This is a genomic window from Hydrogenophaga sp. R2, from assembly GCF_049843595.1.
Lineage (GTDB): Bacteria > Pseudomonadota > Gammaproteobacteria > Burkholderiales > Burkholderiaceae_C > Hydrogenophaga.
The window spans coordinates 13,897-27,622 of the sequence record NZ_JBBHZN010000003.1 but is presented as its reverse complement, the minus strand read 5'-3'; the positions used below and the strand labels follow the sequence as shown (position 1 = coordinate 27,622).

At 68.9% G+C, this 13,726-nt stretch carries 15 protein-coding genes; 2 read left to right on the top strand and 13 right to left on the bottom strand.

Annotated features, from left to right (window positions below; translation table 11 throughout):
- Positions 1-3: 3 nt before the first annotated feature.
- The 8 genes from rfbD to radA all read right to left on the bottom strand — a co-directional run bounded on the left by rfbD (position 4) and on the right by radA (position 7,464).
- Positions 4-879: a dTDP-4-dehydrorhamnose reductase gene (rfbD, locus tag WD026_RS11425; RefSeq protein WP_425723785.1), complete on the bottom strand. Its 876-nt coding sequence runs from the start codon at positions 877-879 to the stop codon at positions 4-6.
- Between the two features lie 3 nt (positions 880-882).
- Complete coding sequence (locus WD026_RS11420) at positions 883-1,779, bottom strand: hypothetical protein (protein WP_425723784.1); 897 nt, start codon at positions 1,777-1,779, stop codon at positions 883-885.
- Positions 1,780-1,795: 16 nt separating this feature from the next.
- Positions 1,796-2,836 (bottom strand): dTDP-glucose 4,6-dehydratase, encoded by a 1,041-nt coding sequence (gene rfbB / locus WD026_RS11415; protein WP_425723783.1) that lies wholly within the window; start codon positions 2,834-2,836, stop codon positions 1,796-1,798.
- Positions 2,833-4,284: a mannose-1-phosphate guanylyltransferase/mannose-6-phosphate isomerase gene (locus WD026_RS11410; RefSeq protein ID WP_425723782.1), complete on the bottom strand. Its 1,452-nt coding sequence runs from the start codon at positions 4,282-4,284 to the stop codon at positions 2,833-2,835. The genes rfbB and WD026_RS11410 overlap by 4 nt, the downstream gene beginning before the upstream one ends.
- A gap of 99 nt (positions 4,285-4,383) precedes the next feature.
- The gene (locus WD026_RS11405; protein ID WP_425723781.1) at positions 4,384-4,590 is read right to left on the bottom strand and encodes a zinc-finger domain-containing protein; all 207 of its coding nucleotides are present in this window, start codon (positions 4,588-4,590) and stop codon (positions 4,384-4,386) included.
- An 11-nt stretch (positions 4,591-4,601) separates the two neighbouring features.
- Positions 4,602-5,552, bottom strand: a complete 951-nt coding sequence (locus WD026_RS11400) for a branched-chain amino acid transaminase (protein ID WP_425723780.1) — start codon at positions 5,550-5,552, stop codon at positions 4,602-4,604.
- A 60-nt stretch (positions 5,553-5,612) separates the two neighbouring features.
- Positions 5,613-6,032: a glycerate kinase gene (locus WD026_RS11395; RefSeq protein ID WP_425723779.1), complete on the bottom strand. Its 420-nt coding sequence runs from the start codon at positions 6,030-6,032 to the stop codon at positions 5,613-5,615.
- Positions 6,033-6,075: 43 nt separating this feature from the next.
- Complete coding sequence (gene radA / locus WD026_RS11390) at positions 6,076-7,464, bottom strand: DNA repair protein RadA (protein ID WP_425724162.1); 1,389 nt, start codon at positions 7,462-7,464, stop codon at positions 6,076-6,078.
- 46 nt (positions 7,465-7,510) lie between these two features.
- Between radA and WD026_RS11385 the strand changes: the two genes are divergently transcribed.
- Positions 7,511-8,533: a hypothetical protein gene (locus WD026_RS11385; RefSeq protein WP_425723778.1), complete on the top strand. Its 1,023-nt coding sequence runs from the start codon at positions 7,511-7,513 to the stop codon at positions 8,531-8,533.
- Here WD026_RS11385 and WD026_RS11380 read toward each other — a convergent pair.
- From WD026_RS11380 to WD026_RS11370, 3 genes are read right to left on the bottom strand one after another with little or no spacing between them, the layout of a single operon-like run.
- Positions 8,494-9,519 carry an HPP family protein gene (locus WD026_RS11380; RefSeq protein WP_425723777.1) on the bottom strand — a complete coding sequence of 342 codons (1,026 nt, stop codon included), beginning with the start codon at positions 9,517-9,519 and terminating at the stop codon, positions 8,494-8,496. The two genes, WD026_RS11385 and WD026_RS11380, sit on opposite strands and share 40 nt — an antisense overlap.
- Positions 9,519-10,580: an NAD(P)H-dependent flavin oxidoreductase gene (locus WD026_RS11375; RefSeq protein ID WP_425723776.1), complete on the bottom strand. Its 1,062-nt coding sequence runs from the start codon at positions 10,578-10,580 to the stop codon at positions 9,519-9,521. Before WD026_RS11375 ends, WD026_RS11380 begins: the two co-directional genes overlap by 1 nt.
- Positions 10,580-11,659, bottom strand: a complete 1,080-nt coding sequence (locus WD026_RS11370; protein ID WP_425723775.1) for a calcium:proton antiporter — start codon at positions 11,657-11,659, stop codon at positions 10,580-10,582. Before WD026_RS11370 ends, WD026_RS11375 begins: the two co-directional genes overlap by 1 nt.
- Positions 11,660-11,746: 87 nt before the next feature.
- Between WD026_RS11370 and WD026_RS11365 the strand changes: the two genes are divergently transcribed.
- Entirely contained in the window at positions 11,747-12,562 is an 816-nt protein-coding gene (locus WD026_RS11365) for an aldolase/citrate lyase family protein (RefSeq protein ID WP_425723774.1), read from the top strand.
- Here the strand turns inward: WD026_RS11365 and WD026_RS11360 are convergent.
- Positions 12,537-13,154, bottom strand: a complete 618-nt coding sequence (locus WD026_RS11360) for a MarC family protein (RefSeq protein WP_425723773.1) — start codon at positions 13,152-13,154, stop codon at positions 12,537-12,539. The genes WD026_RS11365 and WD026_RS11360 overlap by 26 nt on opposite strands.
- A 51-nt stretch (positions 13,155-13,205) precedes the next feature.
- Positions 13,206-13,724 carry a MaoC family dehydratase gene (locus WD026_RS11355; protein WP_425723772.1) on the bottom strand — a complete coding sequence of 173 codons (519 nt, stop codon included), beginning with the start codon at positions 13,722-13,724 and terminating at the stop codon, positions 13,206-13,208.
- Between the last annotated feature and the right edge of the window lie 2 nt (positions 13,725-13,726).

Here is a 13,726-nt window from a genome sequence, read left to right as displayed (position 1 = left end):
TGGTCAGAGGATCTCGTAGAGCATGCGCAACACGCCAGTGTGCCAGTGGGGCAGCCGCAGACCGAAGGTGGACTGCAGCCGGTTTGTATCCAGACGTGAGTTGAGCGGGCGCTGCGCCGGGGTGGGGTAGGCCGACGTGGGGATGGCCTCCACCGTCTGCACCTTCAGGGGCAGATCGGGCTTCAGGCGCTGTGTCGCATCGAACACGAACTGCGCATAGCCATGCCAGCTGGTGTGGCCAGCAGCCGCAAGATGGAAGGTGCCGGTGATGCCCTGGGTGATGGCCTGCCGTATGGCGTGGGCGGTGACGTCCGCAATCAAATCGGCACCGGTGGGGGCGCCGATCTGGTCGTCGATGATGCGCAGCAGTTCGCGCTCAGCACCCAGGCGCAGCATGGTGCGCGCAAAGTTGCTGCCCCGCGAGGCATAGACCCAGCTGGTGCGGAAGATGAGGTGACGGGCTCCGCTGGCGCGAATGGCCTCTTCACCGGTCAGCTTGGTGCGGCCATACATGCTGAGTGGACCGGTGGGGTCGTCCTCGGCCCTGGGCCGGGTGCCGCTGCCGTCGAACACGTAGTCGGTCGAGTAGTGAACCAGCCAGGCGCCGCGTTCGGCCGCCAGCTGCGCCAGCAGACCCGGGGCCTCGGCGTTGACGGCATGGGCCCGCTCTGGCTCGGACTCGGCCCGGTCCACCGCGGTGTGCGCGGCGGCATTCACGATCACATCCGGTTGCACCTGGGCCACCAGAGCGCGCAACTGATCGGGCTGCTCCAGGTCCGCTCCAGTGCGGTCGGCTGCGTGCAGGCTGCCCAACGGTGCCAGGCTGCGCTGCAGTTCCCAGCCGACCTGTCCGTTGGCGCCGAGCAGCAGGATCTGCATGGTTCAGCCTTTGCGGGCAAATGGCCAACGAGCAAACAGCGCGCGCATACGTGCAGCTTGTTCAGGATGAGGGCGGAACTGGCGAAATGACTCCCGCAAGAAAATCCCGATCAATCCCGCCATCAGTCCCGCCATCGTGCCCAGAGCCAGCCAAGCCAAATGGCCGAGCCCAGCAGCCTTGACCGGTGTAGTGGGCGCCTCCAGCACAACGTCCTCAGTCGCACCCGTGGCGATCAGCCTGTTGAAAGACATACGACGCTCCAAGGTGTCGATGTTTCCGATCACAGCACCGAGATTGCTTGCCAGCTGGCCGGATACATCACCATTGGCGTCTGCAGCAGCCAGCCGCAACCGTAGAGACTCTGCCGCCCTTCGGAGGGCTTGCGCCTGCTCGTCCATGGAGCGGAATTCCGCCTCCAGTCTGATCAGTTCGTCCGCTGAAGGCCGTGACTTCTCCAGCGCAACGTCGATCAATGTCTGAGCCAATACCTGGGCAGCCTGAGGCGTTGGTCCCTGCACCTGAAGGCTGATGCTTCCGTCAGGACGTGCCCTGACCTGAGCGACCACCACCTCACTACCCAACTGAATACGTTGACGGGACCTGGACATCGTGTCGGGCGATTTCAACAGCAAGGGCAGCAACTTCTGTCGTTCTCCGCGAAGAGTCAGGAGTGCCTGGTGGTCAACCTCCAGCGGCAGACCAGCAACCGGATCTATCGTTGCGGTACTGATGTAGCGTGCTGGGGTAAGCAAGGCAAACGCCAGCGCGATCAGGCCTGCACCCAAGCTGCACCCGAGCAATAGCCAGAGGTTTTCCAGCACGGTCAGCAACAAGGAAAACGGGTCATCGCCACCGGCCTGGGTACCCAGCTCATGACTCATCTCGGTTGGGTCTTTCATGGATGGCCGCTTGTCTTCACATGCCACGAGAGCTCGACTTGCTCTGCACGTTGGCTACCCAGTCCGGGTGGTCCAGGTACCACTGCACCGTCTTGCGGATGCCGGTCTCGAAGGTCTCGGCCGGCTTCCAGCTAAGCTCGCGTTCGATCTTGCGGGCGTCGATCGCGTAGCGACGGTCGTGGCCGGGGCGGTCCTTCACATGGGTGATCTGGGTGGCGTATGACTGGCCGTCGGCGCGCGGGCGCAGCTCGTCGAGCAGTGCGCAGATGGTGCGCACGATCTCGATGTTGGGCTTCTCGTTCCAGCCGCCGATGTTGTAGGTCTCGCCCACCTGGCCGGCTTCCAGCACGCGCCGGATGGCGCTGCAGTGGTCGGCAACAAACAGCCAGTCGCGGATCTGCATGCCGTCGCCATACACCGGCAGGGGCTTGCCCGCCAGGGCATTGACGATCATCAGCGGGATGAGCTTCTCGGGGAAATGCAGCGGCCCGTAGTTGTTGCTGCAGTTGGTGGTGAGCACCGGCAGACCGTGGGTGTGGTGCCAGGCGCGCACCAGGTGGTCGCTGGCGGCCTTGCTGGCGCTGTAGGGGCTGTTGGGCTCGAAGCCGTGGGTCTCGGTGAAGGCCGGCGCATCGGGCGCCAGGCTGCCGTAGACCTCGTCGGTGCTCACATGCAGGAAGCGGAACGCGGCCTTCTCGGCTTCGCCCAGTCCGCCCCAGTAGCCCCGCACCGATTCCAGCAGCCGGAAGGTGCCGACGATGTTGGTCTGAATGAAGTCCTCGGCGCCATGAATGGAACGGTCCACATGACTCTCGGCAGCGAAGTTCACCACCGCGCGCGGCCGGTGCCGGGCCAGCAGCTCGGTCACCAGGGCTGCATCGCCGATGTCGCCCTGCGCGAAGATGTGCCGGGCATCGCCCCGCAGCGGCGCCAGGTTCTCCAGGTTGCCGGCGTAGGTGAGCTTGTCGAGGTTGACCACCGGCTCGGCGCTGCGCGCCAGCCAGTCCAGCACGAAGTTGGCGCCGATGAAGCCGGCGCCGCCGGTGACCAGAATCATGGTGTGTCCTTGGGCGCAGGGGCTTCGGATGCTGCCCTGCCATAACGGTCTTCGAAACGCACGATGTCGTCCTCGCCCAGGTAAGAGCCCGACTGCACCTCGATAAGCTCCAGCGGGATCTTGCCGGGATTCTCCAGCGAGTGCACCTGCCCCACCGGTATGAAGGTGGACTGGTTCTCGGCCAGCAGATACGTCCGCTCGCCATTGGTGATGCGGGCCGTTCCACTCACCACCACCCAGTGTTCGGCACGGTGATGGTGCATCTGCAGCGAGAGTTTGGCGCCTGGCTTGACCGTGATGCGTTTGACCTGGTAGCGCTCGCCCTGGTCGATGCTGTCGTATATCCCCCAGGGACGGTAGACCTCGCGGTGGATCTGGTGCTCACTGCGGCCTCGGGCCCGGAGCTGCTCGACGACCTGCTTGACATCCTGCATGCGGTGGCGATCGGCCACCAGGACGGCGTCCTTGGTCTCGACCACCACCAGGTCGCTCACACCCAGAGTGGCCACGAGCCGGCTGGTGGCGTGCACATGGCTGTTGCGGGTGTCAAATGCCATCACATCGCCCAGCACGGCATTGCCTTGAGCGTCGTGCGAGCTTGCCTCCCACAGCGCATCCCAGGAGCCGATGTCGCTCCAGCCGGCATCCAGAGGCACGACAGCGGCGTCGGGGGTTTTCTCCATCACGGCATAGTCGATCGACTCGGACCGGCATGCATCGAAAGACGCCCGATCGATGCGGACGAAGTCCATGTCGCGTGAAATGGTCGCCATGGCGGCCTGGCAACTGGTCAGTATGTCGGGTGCAAACTGGGCCAGCGCGTTCAGGTAGGCCTGGGCCCGGAATACGAACATGCCGCTGTTCCAGAGAAAGCGGCCACTGTCGACATAGGTCCTCGCCGTGGCGGCATCCGGCTTCTCGACAAAGCGGGATACCCGGTAGCCAGGACCGATCGCTTCTCCCGTTTCGATGTAGCCGTAACCCGTTTCTGGCCGATGGGCCACCACGCCACAGGTCACCAGGAGACTACGGCGCGCGAGATCAACCGCATGACGGATGCAGCGCTGGAAGGCCGCCAGATCCGGGATGAGATGGTCTGCCGCCATGACCACCAGTACCGGGTCGTCGGCGTCTGCCGATGCCAGCGTCTGCAGCGCGGTCAAGGCAATGGCCGGAGCCGTGTTGCGACCTACGGGCTCCAGCATCAATGTGGCCTGTGCGTGGCCGGCCAGGCGGGTCTGCTCGGCGGCGATGAACCGGTGATCCTCATTGCAGACGATGATGGGCGGACGACCATCCAGCCCTTCCAGCCGGCCCAGTGTGGCCTGCAGCAGGGTGGCACCTCCTGGGGCCAGCGGCAGGAACTGTTTGGGGTATTGCCCACGCGACAGCGGCCATAGCCGGGTGCCGCTGCCGCCGGCCATGATCACCGGCTGAATGTCCGACATCGTTTTTCCCCTGTCGTTCTCTTTATGGCAACTATTGGCCTTTGGTCAGTTTATCTCTGACAGTTGCCAGCCCGGCATTCCTCGGGCGGCGGACACGGGTCAATGCCCGTGCGTCACCTGCTCGCCCGCGGCCAGCCGGTACACCGTGCTGCAGTACGGGCACTTGCCCTCACCCGTCTTGGCCACGTCCAGGTAGACCTTGGGGTGGGTGTTCCAGAGTTTCATGTCGGCCAGCGGGCTGGGGCAGAACACCCCGCCGTGGGCGTTGAGGTCCTTGGCCTTGAGTTCGACGGTGCCTTGGCTCATGGCGGATTCCTTCAGACCTTGGACAGCCAGCCGGCGTACTTGGGGTTGCGGCCGTTGACGATGTCGAAGAAGGCCGACTGGATCTTCTCGGTGATGGGGCCACGGCTGCCCACGTAGTCGCCCTTGCCCAGCTCGATGCGGTCGAGTTCGCGGATGGGGGTCACTTCCGCGGCGGTGCCGGTGAAGAAGGCTTCGTCGGCGATGTAGACCTCGTCGCGGGTGATGCGCTTCTGGACGATCTCCAGGCCCAGGTCCTTGGCGATGTGGAACACCGTGTTGCGGGTGATGCCGTTGAGGGCGCCAGCCGACAGGTCGGGGGTGTAGATGACGCCGTTCTTGATGACGAACAGGTTCTCGCCGGCGCCTTCGCTGACGAAGCCGCTGGAGTCCAGAAGCAGGGCCTCGTCGTAGCCCTCGTCGGTGGCTTCCATGTTGGCCAGGATGCTGTTGGTGTAGTTGCTCACCGCCTTGGCCTGCGTCATGGTGATGTTGACGTGGTGGCGGGTGTAGCTGCTGGTCTTGACGCGGATGCCGCGCTTCAGGCCTTCTTCGCCCAGGTAGGCGCCCCAGGCCCAGGCGGCGACCATCAGGTGGATGGTGTTGCCCTTGGGGCTCACGCCGAGCTTGCGGTCACCGATCCAGGTCAGCGGGCGGATGTAGCAGCTCTCCAGGTTGTTGGCGCGCACCACGGCCTTCTGGGCCTCGTTGACTTCCTCCATGCTGAAGGGGATCTTCATGCGCAGGATCTTGGCGCTGTTGAACAGGCGCTCGGTGTGCTCTTCCAGGCGGAAGATCGCGGTGCCGCCCACCGTGTTGTAGGCCCGCACGCCCTCGAAGGCCCCGCAGCCGTAGTGCAGGGTGTGGGTCAGCACGTGGATCTTGGCGTCGCGCCAGTCCACCATCTGGCCGTCCATCCAGATCTTGCCGTCGCGGTCGGACATCGAGGGAACGATGGGGCTCATGGGGGTCCTTTGAAGAGGCTGTCGGAATAGGGGGAATGCCCTGGGGGCAAGCCGTTGATTTTACGGTGCATCCGGGGGCAGGCTGCCGGCCTCGGCCGGGCGCTGCAGCTGCCAGGAGGCCAGTTTGCCGGCGGCGAATCGGGCCTCCACCCAGGCGCCCCCCGGGTCGGTCCAGCGCAGCACCTGGGGCTCCTCGCCCTCGGGCGTGAGCACCTGGCCCAGCGACCGGGTGATGGCCATCACATGCAGCAGGGTGTCACCCTTGTGCAGCTTCGAGTTCAGCATGACGGCGCTGTCCACATGGCCGATGGGCCGGTTGGCCGCGCGCCTGACGATGGTCATGAGCCGGGTCACGTGCAGCAGCAGCCACATGACCAGGCCGCCCGAGACGGCGGCCACCCCGGGCCAGCCGTACTGGCGGTGGGCGAAGATCAGCAGGGCGGCGGCGGCCAGGGCGATGAGGGTGCGTTGAACGGTCATGGGGCGGAATTGTCGCGTGAGCCGGGCCGGTGCCCGGCCGGGTTCAGGCCAGGCTGCGGGCCAGCTCCATGGCCTCCTCGATGCGGTCCACGCCGTGCACCGTCATGCCGGGGAAGAGCTCCGTGCCGCCGCGCTCGGCCTTGCGCGGCAGGTTGGCGCGGGGCACCACCGCCACCGAAAACCCCAGCTTGGCCGCTTCCTTCAGGCGCTCCTGGCCACGCGGGGCCGGGCGCACCTCGCCGGCCAGACCCACTTCGCCGAAGGCAATGAAGCCCTTGGGCAGCGGCCGCCCGCGCAGGCTGCTCGTGATGGACAGCATGACGGCGAGGTCGGCCGCCGGCTCGCTGATGCGCACCCCACCGACCGCATTGACGAACACGTCCTGGTCCATGCAGGCCACGCCGGCGTGGCGGTGCAGCACGGCCAGCAGCATGGCCAGCCGGTCGCGCTCCAGGCCCACCGACAGCCGCCGGGGCGACGGCCCGCCGGTGTCCACCAGCGCCTGCAGCTCCACCAGCATGGGCCGGGTGCCTTCCAGCGTGACCATGACGCAGCTGCCCGGCACCGGCTCCGCGTGCTGCGACAGGAAGATGGCGCTGGGGTTGCTCACGCCCTTGAGGCCGCGTTCGGTCATGGCGAACACGCCGATCTCGTTGACCGCGCCGAAGCGGTTCTTGATGGCGCGGATGAGCCGGTAGCTGCTGTGGGTGTCGCCCTCGAAGTACAGGACGGTGTCCACCATGTGCTCCAGCACCCGGGGGCCGGCCAGCGCGCCCTCCTTGGTCACGTGCCCCACCAGCACGATGGCGGTGCCGCTGGCCTTGGCCGCGCGGGTCAGGTGGGCGGCGCATTCACGCACCTGGGCCACCGAGCCCGGCGCGCTGGTGAGCTGCTCGGAGTACACCGTCTGGATCGAGTCGATGACGGCAATGGCGGGCTTGAGCGCGTCCAGCGTGGCCAGGATCTTCTCCAGCTGGATCTCGGCCAGCACCTTCACCTGCGAGCCGTCCAGGCCGAGCCGGCGCGAGCGCAGGGCCACTTGGGCACCACTCTCTTCGCCGGTCACGTACAGCGTGGTGTGCGACTGGCGCTGCAACGCATCCAGCGCCTGCAGCAGCAGCGTGGACTTGCCGATGCCCGGATCGCCGCCGATGAGCACCACACCGCCTTCCACGATGCCGCCGCCCAGCACGCGGTCGAGCTCGTCCAGCCCGGTGGGGGTGCGCTGCACGTCCTGCGCCTCGATCTCGGACAGCGGCTTCACCTCGGTCGACGGCGCCAGCGCGGCAAAACGGTTCTTCGAGGGGGCGGACGATTCCGCCACCGATTCCACCAGCGTGTTCCAGGCGTTGCAGTGCGGGCACTTGCCCAGCCAGCGCGGTGTGGTGCCGCCGCATTCGCTGCAGGTGAACAGGGTCTTGTCTTTGGCCATGAAGGTGCAGATGGGAGCGAACGAGGGGGCCATATAGTCGCATGCCATGCCCCACCGACCCGTACCCGTTGCCGCAGAAGCCCCCGGGGCGTCGGCCGCCGTGCGCGAGTGGAACCGCCAGCTGCAGCGCATCGACCGGCTGCAGACCCAGCTGGCCGGGCTGCAGGCCCTGGGTCAGGCCCATCGACTGGCGCTGCAGACCGCCACCGCTACGGTGCGTGAAGCCTTGCGGGAGCTGCAGCGCCAGCTGGCCCGGCGGCTGACCGACGCCCTGGACGGCAAGCAGCTGGCCGGCCCGCACCGCCAGGCCGCCCTGGTGCAGCTGGCCCGCCTGGCCACCGAACTGCTGGCGGCCGGCGATGCCACGGCCCGCGATGCGCACGATCGCCTCAGCGATGTACCGCTGGCCGAACGCCAGGCCCGCAGCCGGGCGGCCTGGCAGCAGCGGGTGGAGGGCTGGCGCCAGCAGACCCACGAGCAGCAGGCCCGCCGCGAGGCCCGGCAGGCCCGGCGGGACAGCCGCCGCGAACAGCGGGCCGCCCGGCGCTGCGCCGCCGACATACCCGCCCTGCCGCCGGCCGATGTCCTGCCCGAAGAAGACCCCGCCCTGTTGCTGCGCCGCCTGTTCCGCCAGCTGGCCAGCGCCCTGCACCCGGACCGGGAGCCCGACCCTCGGCAGCGCGAACGCAAGACTGCCCTCATGGCCGAGGCCAACCGGGCCCATGGCAGCGGTGACCTGCCGGCCTTGCTGCGCCTGCAGCAGCAGGTGCTGCAGGCCGAACCCGCCAGCCAGTGGGATGACGCCCGGCTGGCCGCCCTGGTGCAGCTGCTGCGCCAGCAGGCCGCCGATCTGGAGCGCGAGCGGGCGGCCCAGCAGCAGGCCCTGGCCTGGGAGGCCGGCCTGCCCGGCGGCGTGCCGGCCCGCGAGGACACCCTGGCGGCATCGCGCGAGGCCGCGGTGCAGGCCCTGGAGCAGGCCTGCCGCGATGCCCGCGACACCCTGGCCCGCACCACCACCTCCGGCGGGCTTCAGCGCTGGCTGGCCAGTGCCGCGACCACGTCGGACTGAGTGACCATGCCCACCAGCCGCCCTTGCGCATCGACAATGGGGATGTGGTGGTGGCCGGTGCTGGCAAACAGCGGGATCAGCTCGGCCAGGTGCCGCTGCTCGCCCGCCACGCGCACCTGGCGGGTCATGACGTCGGCCACCCGGTGTTCGTCATCGGCGCGCAGCAGGTCGGCCCGGGTGACGATGCCCACCAGCGCACCGTGGGCGTCCAGCACCGGCAGGGCCTTGATGCGGTGCTCCAGCAGCAGCTCCAGCGCCTGCGTCACACCGGTGTCGCGGGTGGCGGTCACCAGGCGGCGCGACATGATGTCGCCACACCGCAGCCGGTCCAGCTGCTGCTGGTGCGCCTGCCAGCGCGCGTCGTGCAGCAGTTGCCGCAGTTCGTCACGGCCGATGTCGAGCACCCGGTTGTAGCGGGCCAGCACCGCGTCGAGCGCGGCATCTTCGTCCCGCGCATCGGGTTCGCTGGACGCCGGGGCCGGCCGGTGGGGGTAGGCGCGGCCGGTGAGCGGGTTGAAGACCAGACCGGCCAGGGTCATGAGCGCCGCGTTGAGCAGCACCGGGTCCAGCACGAAGGCCGGGTCGGTCGTGCCGCCGAGGGCCATCAGCAGGGCCGATGCACCGCCGGGCGGGTGCAGGCAGCGCAGCAGCATCATGAGGCCGATGGCGCTGCCCACGGCCACCGCCGCCGCCAGCTCCGGCCGGCGGAACAGGTGCACGCAGGCCACGCCCACCAGGGCTGAGAGCGTGTTGCCGGCCACCACCGCCCAGGGCTGGGCCATGGGGCTGCCCGGCACCGCAAACACCAGCACGGCGGTGGCACCCATGGGCGCGATCAGCCAGGCGTCGACGCCGGACCAGCGCGTGATGAGCCCTGTCAACAGGATGCCCATGGCTGCGCCGACCACCACCCGCAGCCGCTCCCGGGCATCGGCGGTGGAGCGCTCGGGCCAGAGCCGGCGCAACCAGTCGGTCAGGGCCTGCATCAAGGTCCGTCCGTGAAGCCCTCGGCCAGCGAACGCACCACATCGGCGGCCGGCATGACCCGACAGCCACGGGCGTTCTGTCCGGCCCACAAGGGCGAGAAATCGCCCCGGCCTTGCGCCTCCCAATGGGTGCGCAGCGGCGCCATGGCGGCGGTGGCGGTGGGAAAGGCCGGCGCGGTGGCCGGCATGCAGCCCAGCTCGCGCATGGCCCGGTTGACGATGCCGCGCGCCGGTCGACCGGTGAACGCCGTGGTGAGTGCGGTGTGGCCGGCCTCCGGGCTTTGCAATGCGGCGCGGTGCACCGCGCTGGTGGTGGCCTCGGGGCAGCACAGGAAGGCCGTGCCCACCTGCACGCCGGCGGCGCCCAGCGCCAGGGCGGCGCGCACACCGGCCGCGTCCGCCACGCCGCCGGCGGCCACCACCGGCACCTCCAGTGCGGCCACCAGCTGCGGCAGCAGCGCCATCAGGCCCATCTGACGGGAAAGATCGTCGCTCAGGAAATGACCCCGGTGCCCGCCGGCCTCCAGCCCCTGGGCAATGACCGCATCGGCCCCGTGCTGCTGCAGCCACCGGCCCTCTTCCACCGTGGTGGCCGAGGACAGCACCACGCCGCCCCAGCGCTTGATGCGCGCCACCAGAGCGGCGTCGGGCAGGCCGAAATGAAAGCTCACCACCCGGGGCGCCAACGCCTCCAGCGCGTCGGCGAAGGCGGCGCTGAAGGGCTGGCGGCCGGCGCCGGGCGCCACGGCCGAAATGTCGATGCCCGCCTCGGCATGGAAGGGGGCCAGCGTGGTCCGCCAGGCGGCTTCGGCCAGCGGGTCGATCACCGGTGGTGTGTGGCAGAAGAAGTTGACGTTCCAGGGCCGCCGGGTGAGGGCCTGCAACGAGAGCAGCTCGCTGCGCAGCGAGTCCGGCGTGTGGGTGGCGCCGGGCACCGATCCCAGCGCACCGGCTTCGCACACGGCGGCGGCCAGTGCAGCACCCTGGGCGCCGGCCATGGGCGCCTGGATCAGCGGCAGGGCCGTGCCCAGCAGCGCGAGCAGGCGGTCGCGCGGGACCATCAGGGCACCAGCGACAGGAACAGGAAGGCCGCGAACAGCACCAGGTGCACGGCGCCCTGCATGAGGTTGGTGCGGCCGGTGCCCAGGGTGATGGCGCTCACCAGCAGGGTGATGCCCAGCAGCGCGATGTCCTTGTGGCTCAGGCCCAGCACCAGGGGCAGGTCCAGCCACACGGCCGCGATCACCACGGCCGGAATCGTCAGGCCGATGCTGGCCAGCGCCGAGCCCAGGGCCAGGTTCATGCTGGTCTGCAGCCGGTCGGCGCGGGCGGCCCGCAGGGCGGCCCAGGTTTCCGGCATCAGCACCAGCATGGCGATGGCAATGCCGATGACGGCCTTGGGCGCGCCGGCCGAGGCCACCGCCGCCTCGATGGCCGGTGACAGCTGTTTGGCCAGCCCCACCACCGACACCAGCGCCACCAGCAGCAGGCCGAAGCTGGCCCAGGCCTGGGCGTTGGTGGGCGGGGAGGCGTGCTGGTCTTCGTCCGAGGCGTTGGCGGGCGGGAGAAAGTAGTCGCGGTGGCGCACCGTCTGCACGAACACGAACACCCCCCAGGTGGCCAGCGACGACAGCGCCACGAACACCAGCTGCGACACGGTGTACACGCCTTCGCCCGCACTGGTGGTGAAGGCCGGCAGGACCAGCACCAGACCGGCCAGCGACACCAGGGCGGCCAGCGCGGAGTTGGCGCCGGCGAGCTGGAAGCTCTGTTCGTGGTGGTGCAGGCCGCCCACCAGCAGGCACACGCCGACCACGCCGGTGGTGATGATCATCACGGCCGAGAAGATGGTGTCGCGCGGCAGGGTGGCCTTGTCAGGCCCGCCGGCCAGCATCATCGAGATGATGAGCGCCACCTCGATGACGGTGATGGCCAGGGCCAGCACCAGCGTGCCGAAAGGCTCGCCCACCCGGTGGGCCACCACCTCGGCGTGGTGCACGGCAGCGATCACCGCGCCGATCAGGGCGATCGCGCAGGCAGCGGTCAGCCAGGCGGCGGGTGTCATGAAGGTGGCGCCGGCCAGCAGCAGGGCAGCCAGCAGCGGCACCAGCCAGGTCCAGGCATCGGTCCAGCGGTTCATGGGTCTCCTTGATTGATCGAATGAGCAGGGATTTTGCGCGATGGCTCACTAAGATCGACCGCTTCGTGCCACCACGGTTTCCGACCCATGCAAGTTCCCTCCAACACGTTCAAGCAGGCGCTGGCATCTGGCCAGCCGCAGATCGGCCTGTGGGCCGCGCTGGCCAGTCCCTACAGCACCGAGCTGCTGGCGGGCGCCGGTTTCGACTGGCTGCTCATCGACGGTGAGCACGCGCCCAACGACCTGCGCAGCACCCTGGCCCAGCTGCAGGCCGTGGCCAGTGCCCGGCAAGCGTATGGCGATCAGCGATCCCACCCGGTGGTGCGGGTGCCGGTGGCCACCGGCGAGGTGGGCGTGTCCCTCATCAAGCAGGTGCTGGACCTGGGCTGCCAGACCCTGCTGGCCCCCATGATCGACACGCCCGAGCAGGCCGCGCAGGTGGTGGCCGCCACCCGTTATGCGCCGGCCGGCATCCGCGGCATGGGCAGTGCGCTGTCACGGGCCTCGCGCTGGCAGGCCCACAGCCGCTATGTGCACGAGGCCGACGCGCAGATGTGCGTGCTGGTGCAGGCCGAAACTGTGCTGGCCCTGCAGAACCTCGATGCCATTGCCGCCACGCCCGGGGTCGATGGCGTGTTCATCGGCCCGGCCGACCTGAGCGCGTCCATGGGCTACCCGGGCCAGTCCGGTCACCCGGAGGTGCAGGCGGTCATCGAAGACGGCATCCGCCGCATCCGTGCCGCCGGCAAGGCGCCGGGCATTCTGGCCACCCAGGAAGCCACCGCCCGCCGCTGGCTCGACGCCGGGGCGCTGTTCGTGGCGGTGGGGGCGGACACCATGCTGCTGGATACCGCCGCCCGCGCCCTGCGGGCGCAGTTCAGGCCAGGGCCGGGAACAGCTTGACCAGGCCGGTGGCCATCACCTCCACCGCGAGTGCCGCCAGGATCAGGCCCATGAGCCGGGTCATCACATTGATGCCGGTCTGGCCCAGGAAGCGGGCGATGGGTTCGGCCAGGGTGAAGCACACGGCCGTGGCCAGGGCGATCACCACGCCGTAGCCCACCAATGCGGCGTGCTGCAGGAAGGTCTTGGCCTGGTCGGCATAGATCACCACGGTGGACATGGTGGCCGGGCCGGTGAGCAGGGGAATGGTCAGCGGCACCACGGCGATCGAGGCGCGGGCCGAGGCGTCCTGCACCTCGCCCTCGGTGGCCTTGGCCTCGGCCGGCTGGGCGTTCAGCATGGACAGGGCCGAGGTCAGCAGCAGCATGCCGCCACCCACCTGGAAGCTGGCCAGCGAGATGCTGAAGAACTCCAGGATCTGCAGGCCGATGATGGCGCAGGTGGCGATCACCGCAAACGCGCTGCAGGCCGAGATCAGCACCGTGCGCTGCCGCTGCTTGCGGCTGAACCCCTGCGTGTAGTGGATGAAGAAGGGCACGATCGCCAGCGGGTTGACGATGGCGAGCAGGGTGATCAGCGGCTTGAAGTCCATGGCCGCTATTGTGGGGGCGACCGACCCGCCGCCGGGCCGCCCCAAGGCGGGTCAGCCCCCTCGGGGGGCAGCGACCGGCGCAGCCGCGGAGCGTGGGGGCTCCTTCAGTCTGAACATGCCGTAGCCCTCCATGTGCAGCACCTTCTCGCCCTTCTGGTTGAACATCTCCCACACGGTACGCACCAGGCCCACATCGGGCCGGCTGTTCATGGGGCGCTTCTCGGTGATGGTGTGCTGCAGCCGCAGCACGTCGCCGGGGAACACCGGCTTGAGCCACTTCAGGCTTTCCAGGCCGGGCGAGCCCAGGCTGGAGGTCTCGTGCAGGAAGTTGGTCACCATCAGCCGCATGGCCATGGCGCAGGTGTGCCAGCCGCTGGCGCACAGCGCGCCGAACACCGAGGCGCGGGCGGCCTCGTCGTCCAGGTGGAAGGGCTGCGGGTCGAACTGGCCGGCAAAGGCCAGGATGTCTTCGCGGGTGGGGCTCAGGCTGCCCAGGTCGCGCACCTGGCCGACCTCCAGGTCTTCCCACCAGATGCGGATCGGGCCGCGCGGCATGTCGACAGCTTGCATGG

Excerpts from the sequence above, each read along its gene's own strand:
- rfbD (WP_425723785.1), bottom strand. The coding sequence starts at position 879 with ATGCAGATCCTGCTGCTCGGCGCCAACGGACAGGTCGGCTGGGAACTG.
- WD026_RS11420 (WP_425723784.1), bottom strand. The coding sequence starts at position 1,779 with ATGAAAGACCCAACCGAGATGAGTCATGAGCTGGGTACCCAGGCCGGT.
- rfbB (WP_425723783.1), bottom strand. The coding sequence starts at position 2,836 with ATGATTCTGGTCACCGGCGGCGCCGGCTTCATCGGCGCCAACTTCGTG.
- WD026_RS11410 (WP_425723782.1), bottom strand. The coding sequence starts at position 4,284 with ATGTCGGACATTCAGCCGGTGATCATGGCCGGCGGCAGCGGCACCCGG.
- WD026_RS11405 (WP_425723781.1), bottom strand. The coding sequence starts at position 4,590 with ATGAGCCAAGGCACCGTCGAACTCAAGGCCAAGGACCTCAACGCCCAC.
- WD026_RS11400 (WP_425723780.1), bottom strand. The coding sequence starts at position 5,552 with ATGAGCCCCATCGTTCCCTCGATGTCCGACCGCGACGGCAAGATCTGG.
- WD026_RS11395 (WP_425723779.1), bottom strand. The coding sequence starts at position 6,032 with ATGACCGTTCAACGCACCCTCATCGCCCTGGCCGCCGCCGCCCTGCTG.
- radA (WP_425724162.1), bottom strand. The coding sequence starts at position 7,464 with ATGGCCAAAGACAAGACCCTGTTCACCTGCAGCGAATGCGGCGGCACC.
- WD026_RS11385 (WP_425723778.1), top strand. The coding sequence starts at position 7,511 with ATGCCCCACCGACCCGTACCCGTTGCCGCAGAAGCCCCCGGGGCGTCG.
- WD026_RS11380 (WP_425723777.1), bottom strand. The coding sequence starts at position 9,519 with ATGCAGGCCCTGACCGACTGGTTGCGCCGGCTCTGGCCCGAGCGCTCC.
- WD026_RS11375 (WP_425723776.1), bottom strand. The coding sequence starts at position 10,580 with ATGGTCCCGCGCGACCGCCTGCTCGCGCTGCTGGGCACGGCCCTGCCG.
- WD026_RS11370 (WP_425723775.1), bottom strand. The coding sequence starts at position 11,659 with ATGAACCGCTGGACCGATGCCTGGACCTGGCTGGTGCCGCTGCTGGCT.
- WD026_RS11365 (WP_425723774.1), top strand. The coding sequence starts at position 11,747 with ATGCAAGTTCCCTCCAACACGTTCAAGCAGGCGCTGGCATCTGGCCAG.
- WD026_RS11360 (WP_425723773.1), bottom strand. The coding sequence starts at position 13,154 with ATGGACTTCAAGCCGCTGATCACCCTGCTCGCCATCGTCAACCCGCTG.
- WD026_RS11355 (WP_425723772.1), bottom strand. The coding sequence starts at position 13,724 with ATGCAAGCTGTCGACATGCCGCGCGGCCCGATCCGCATCTGGTGGGAA.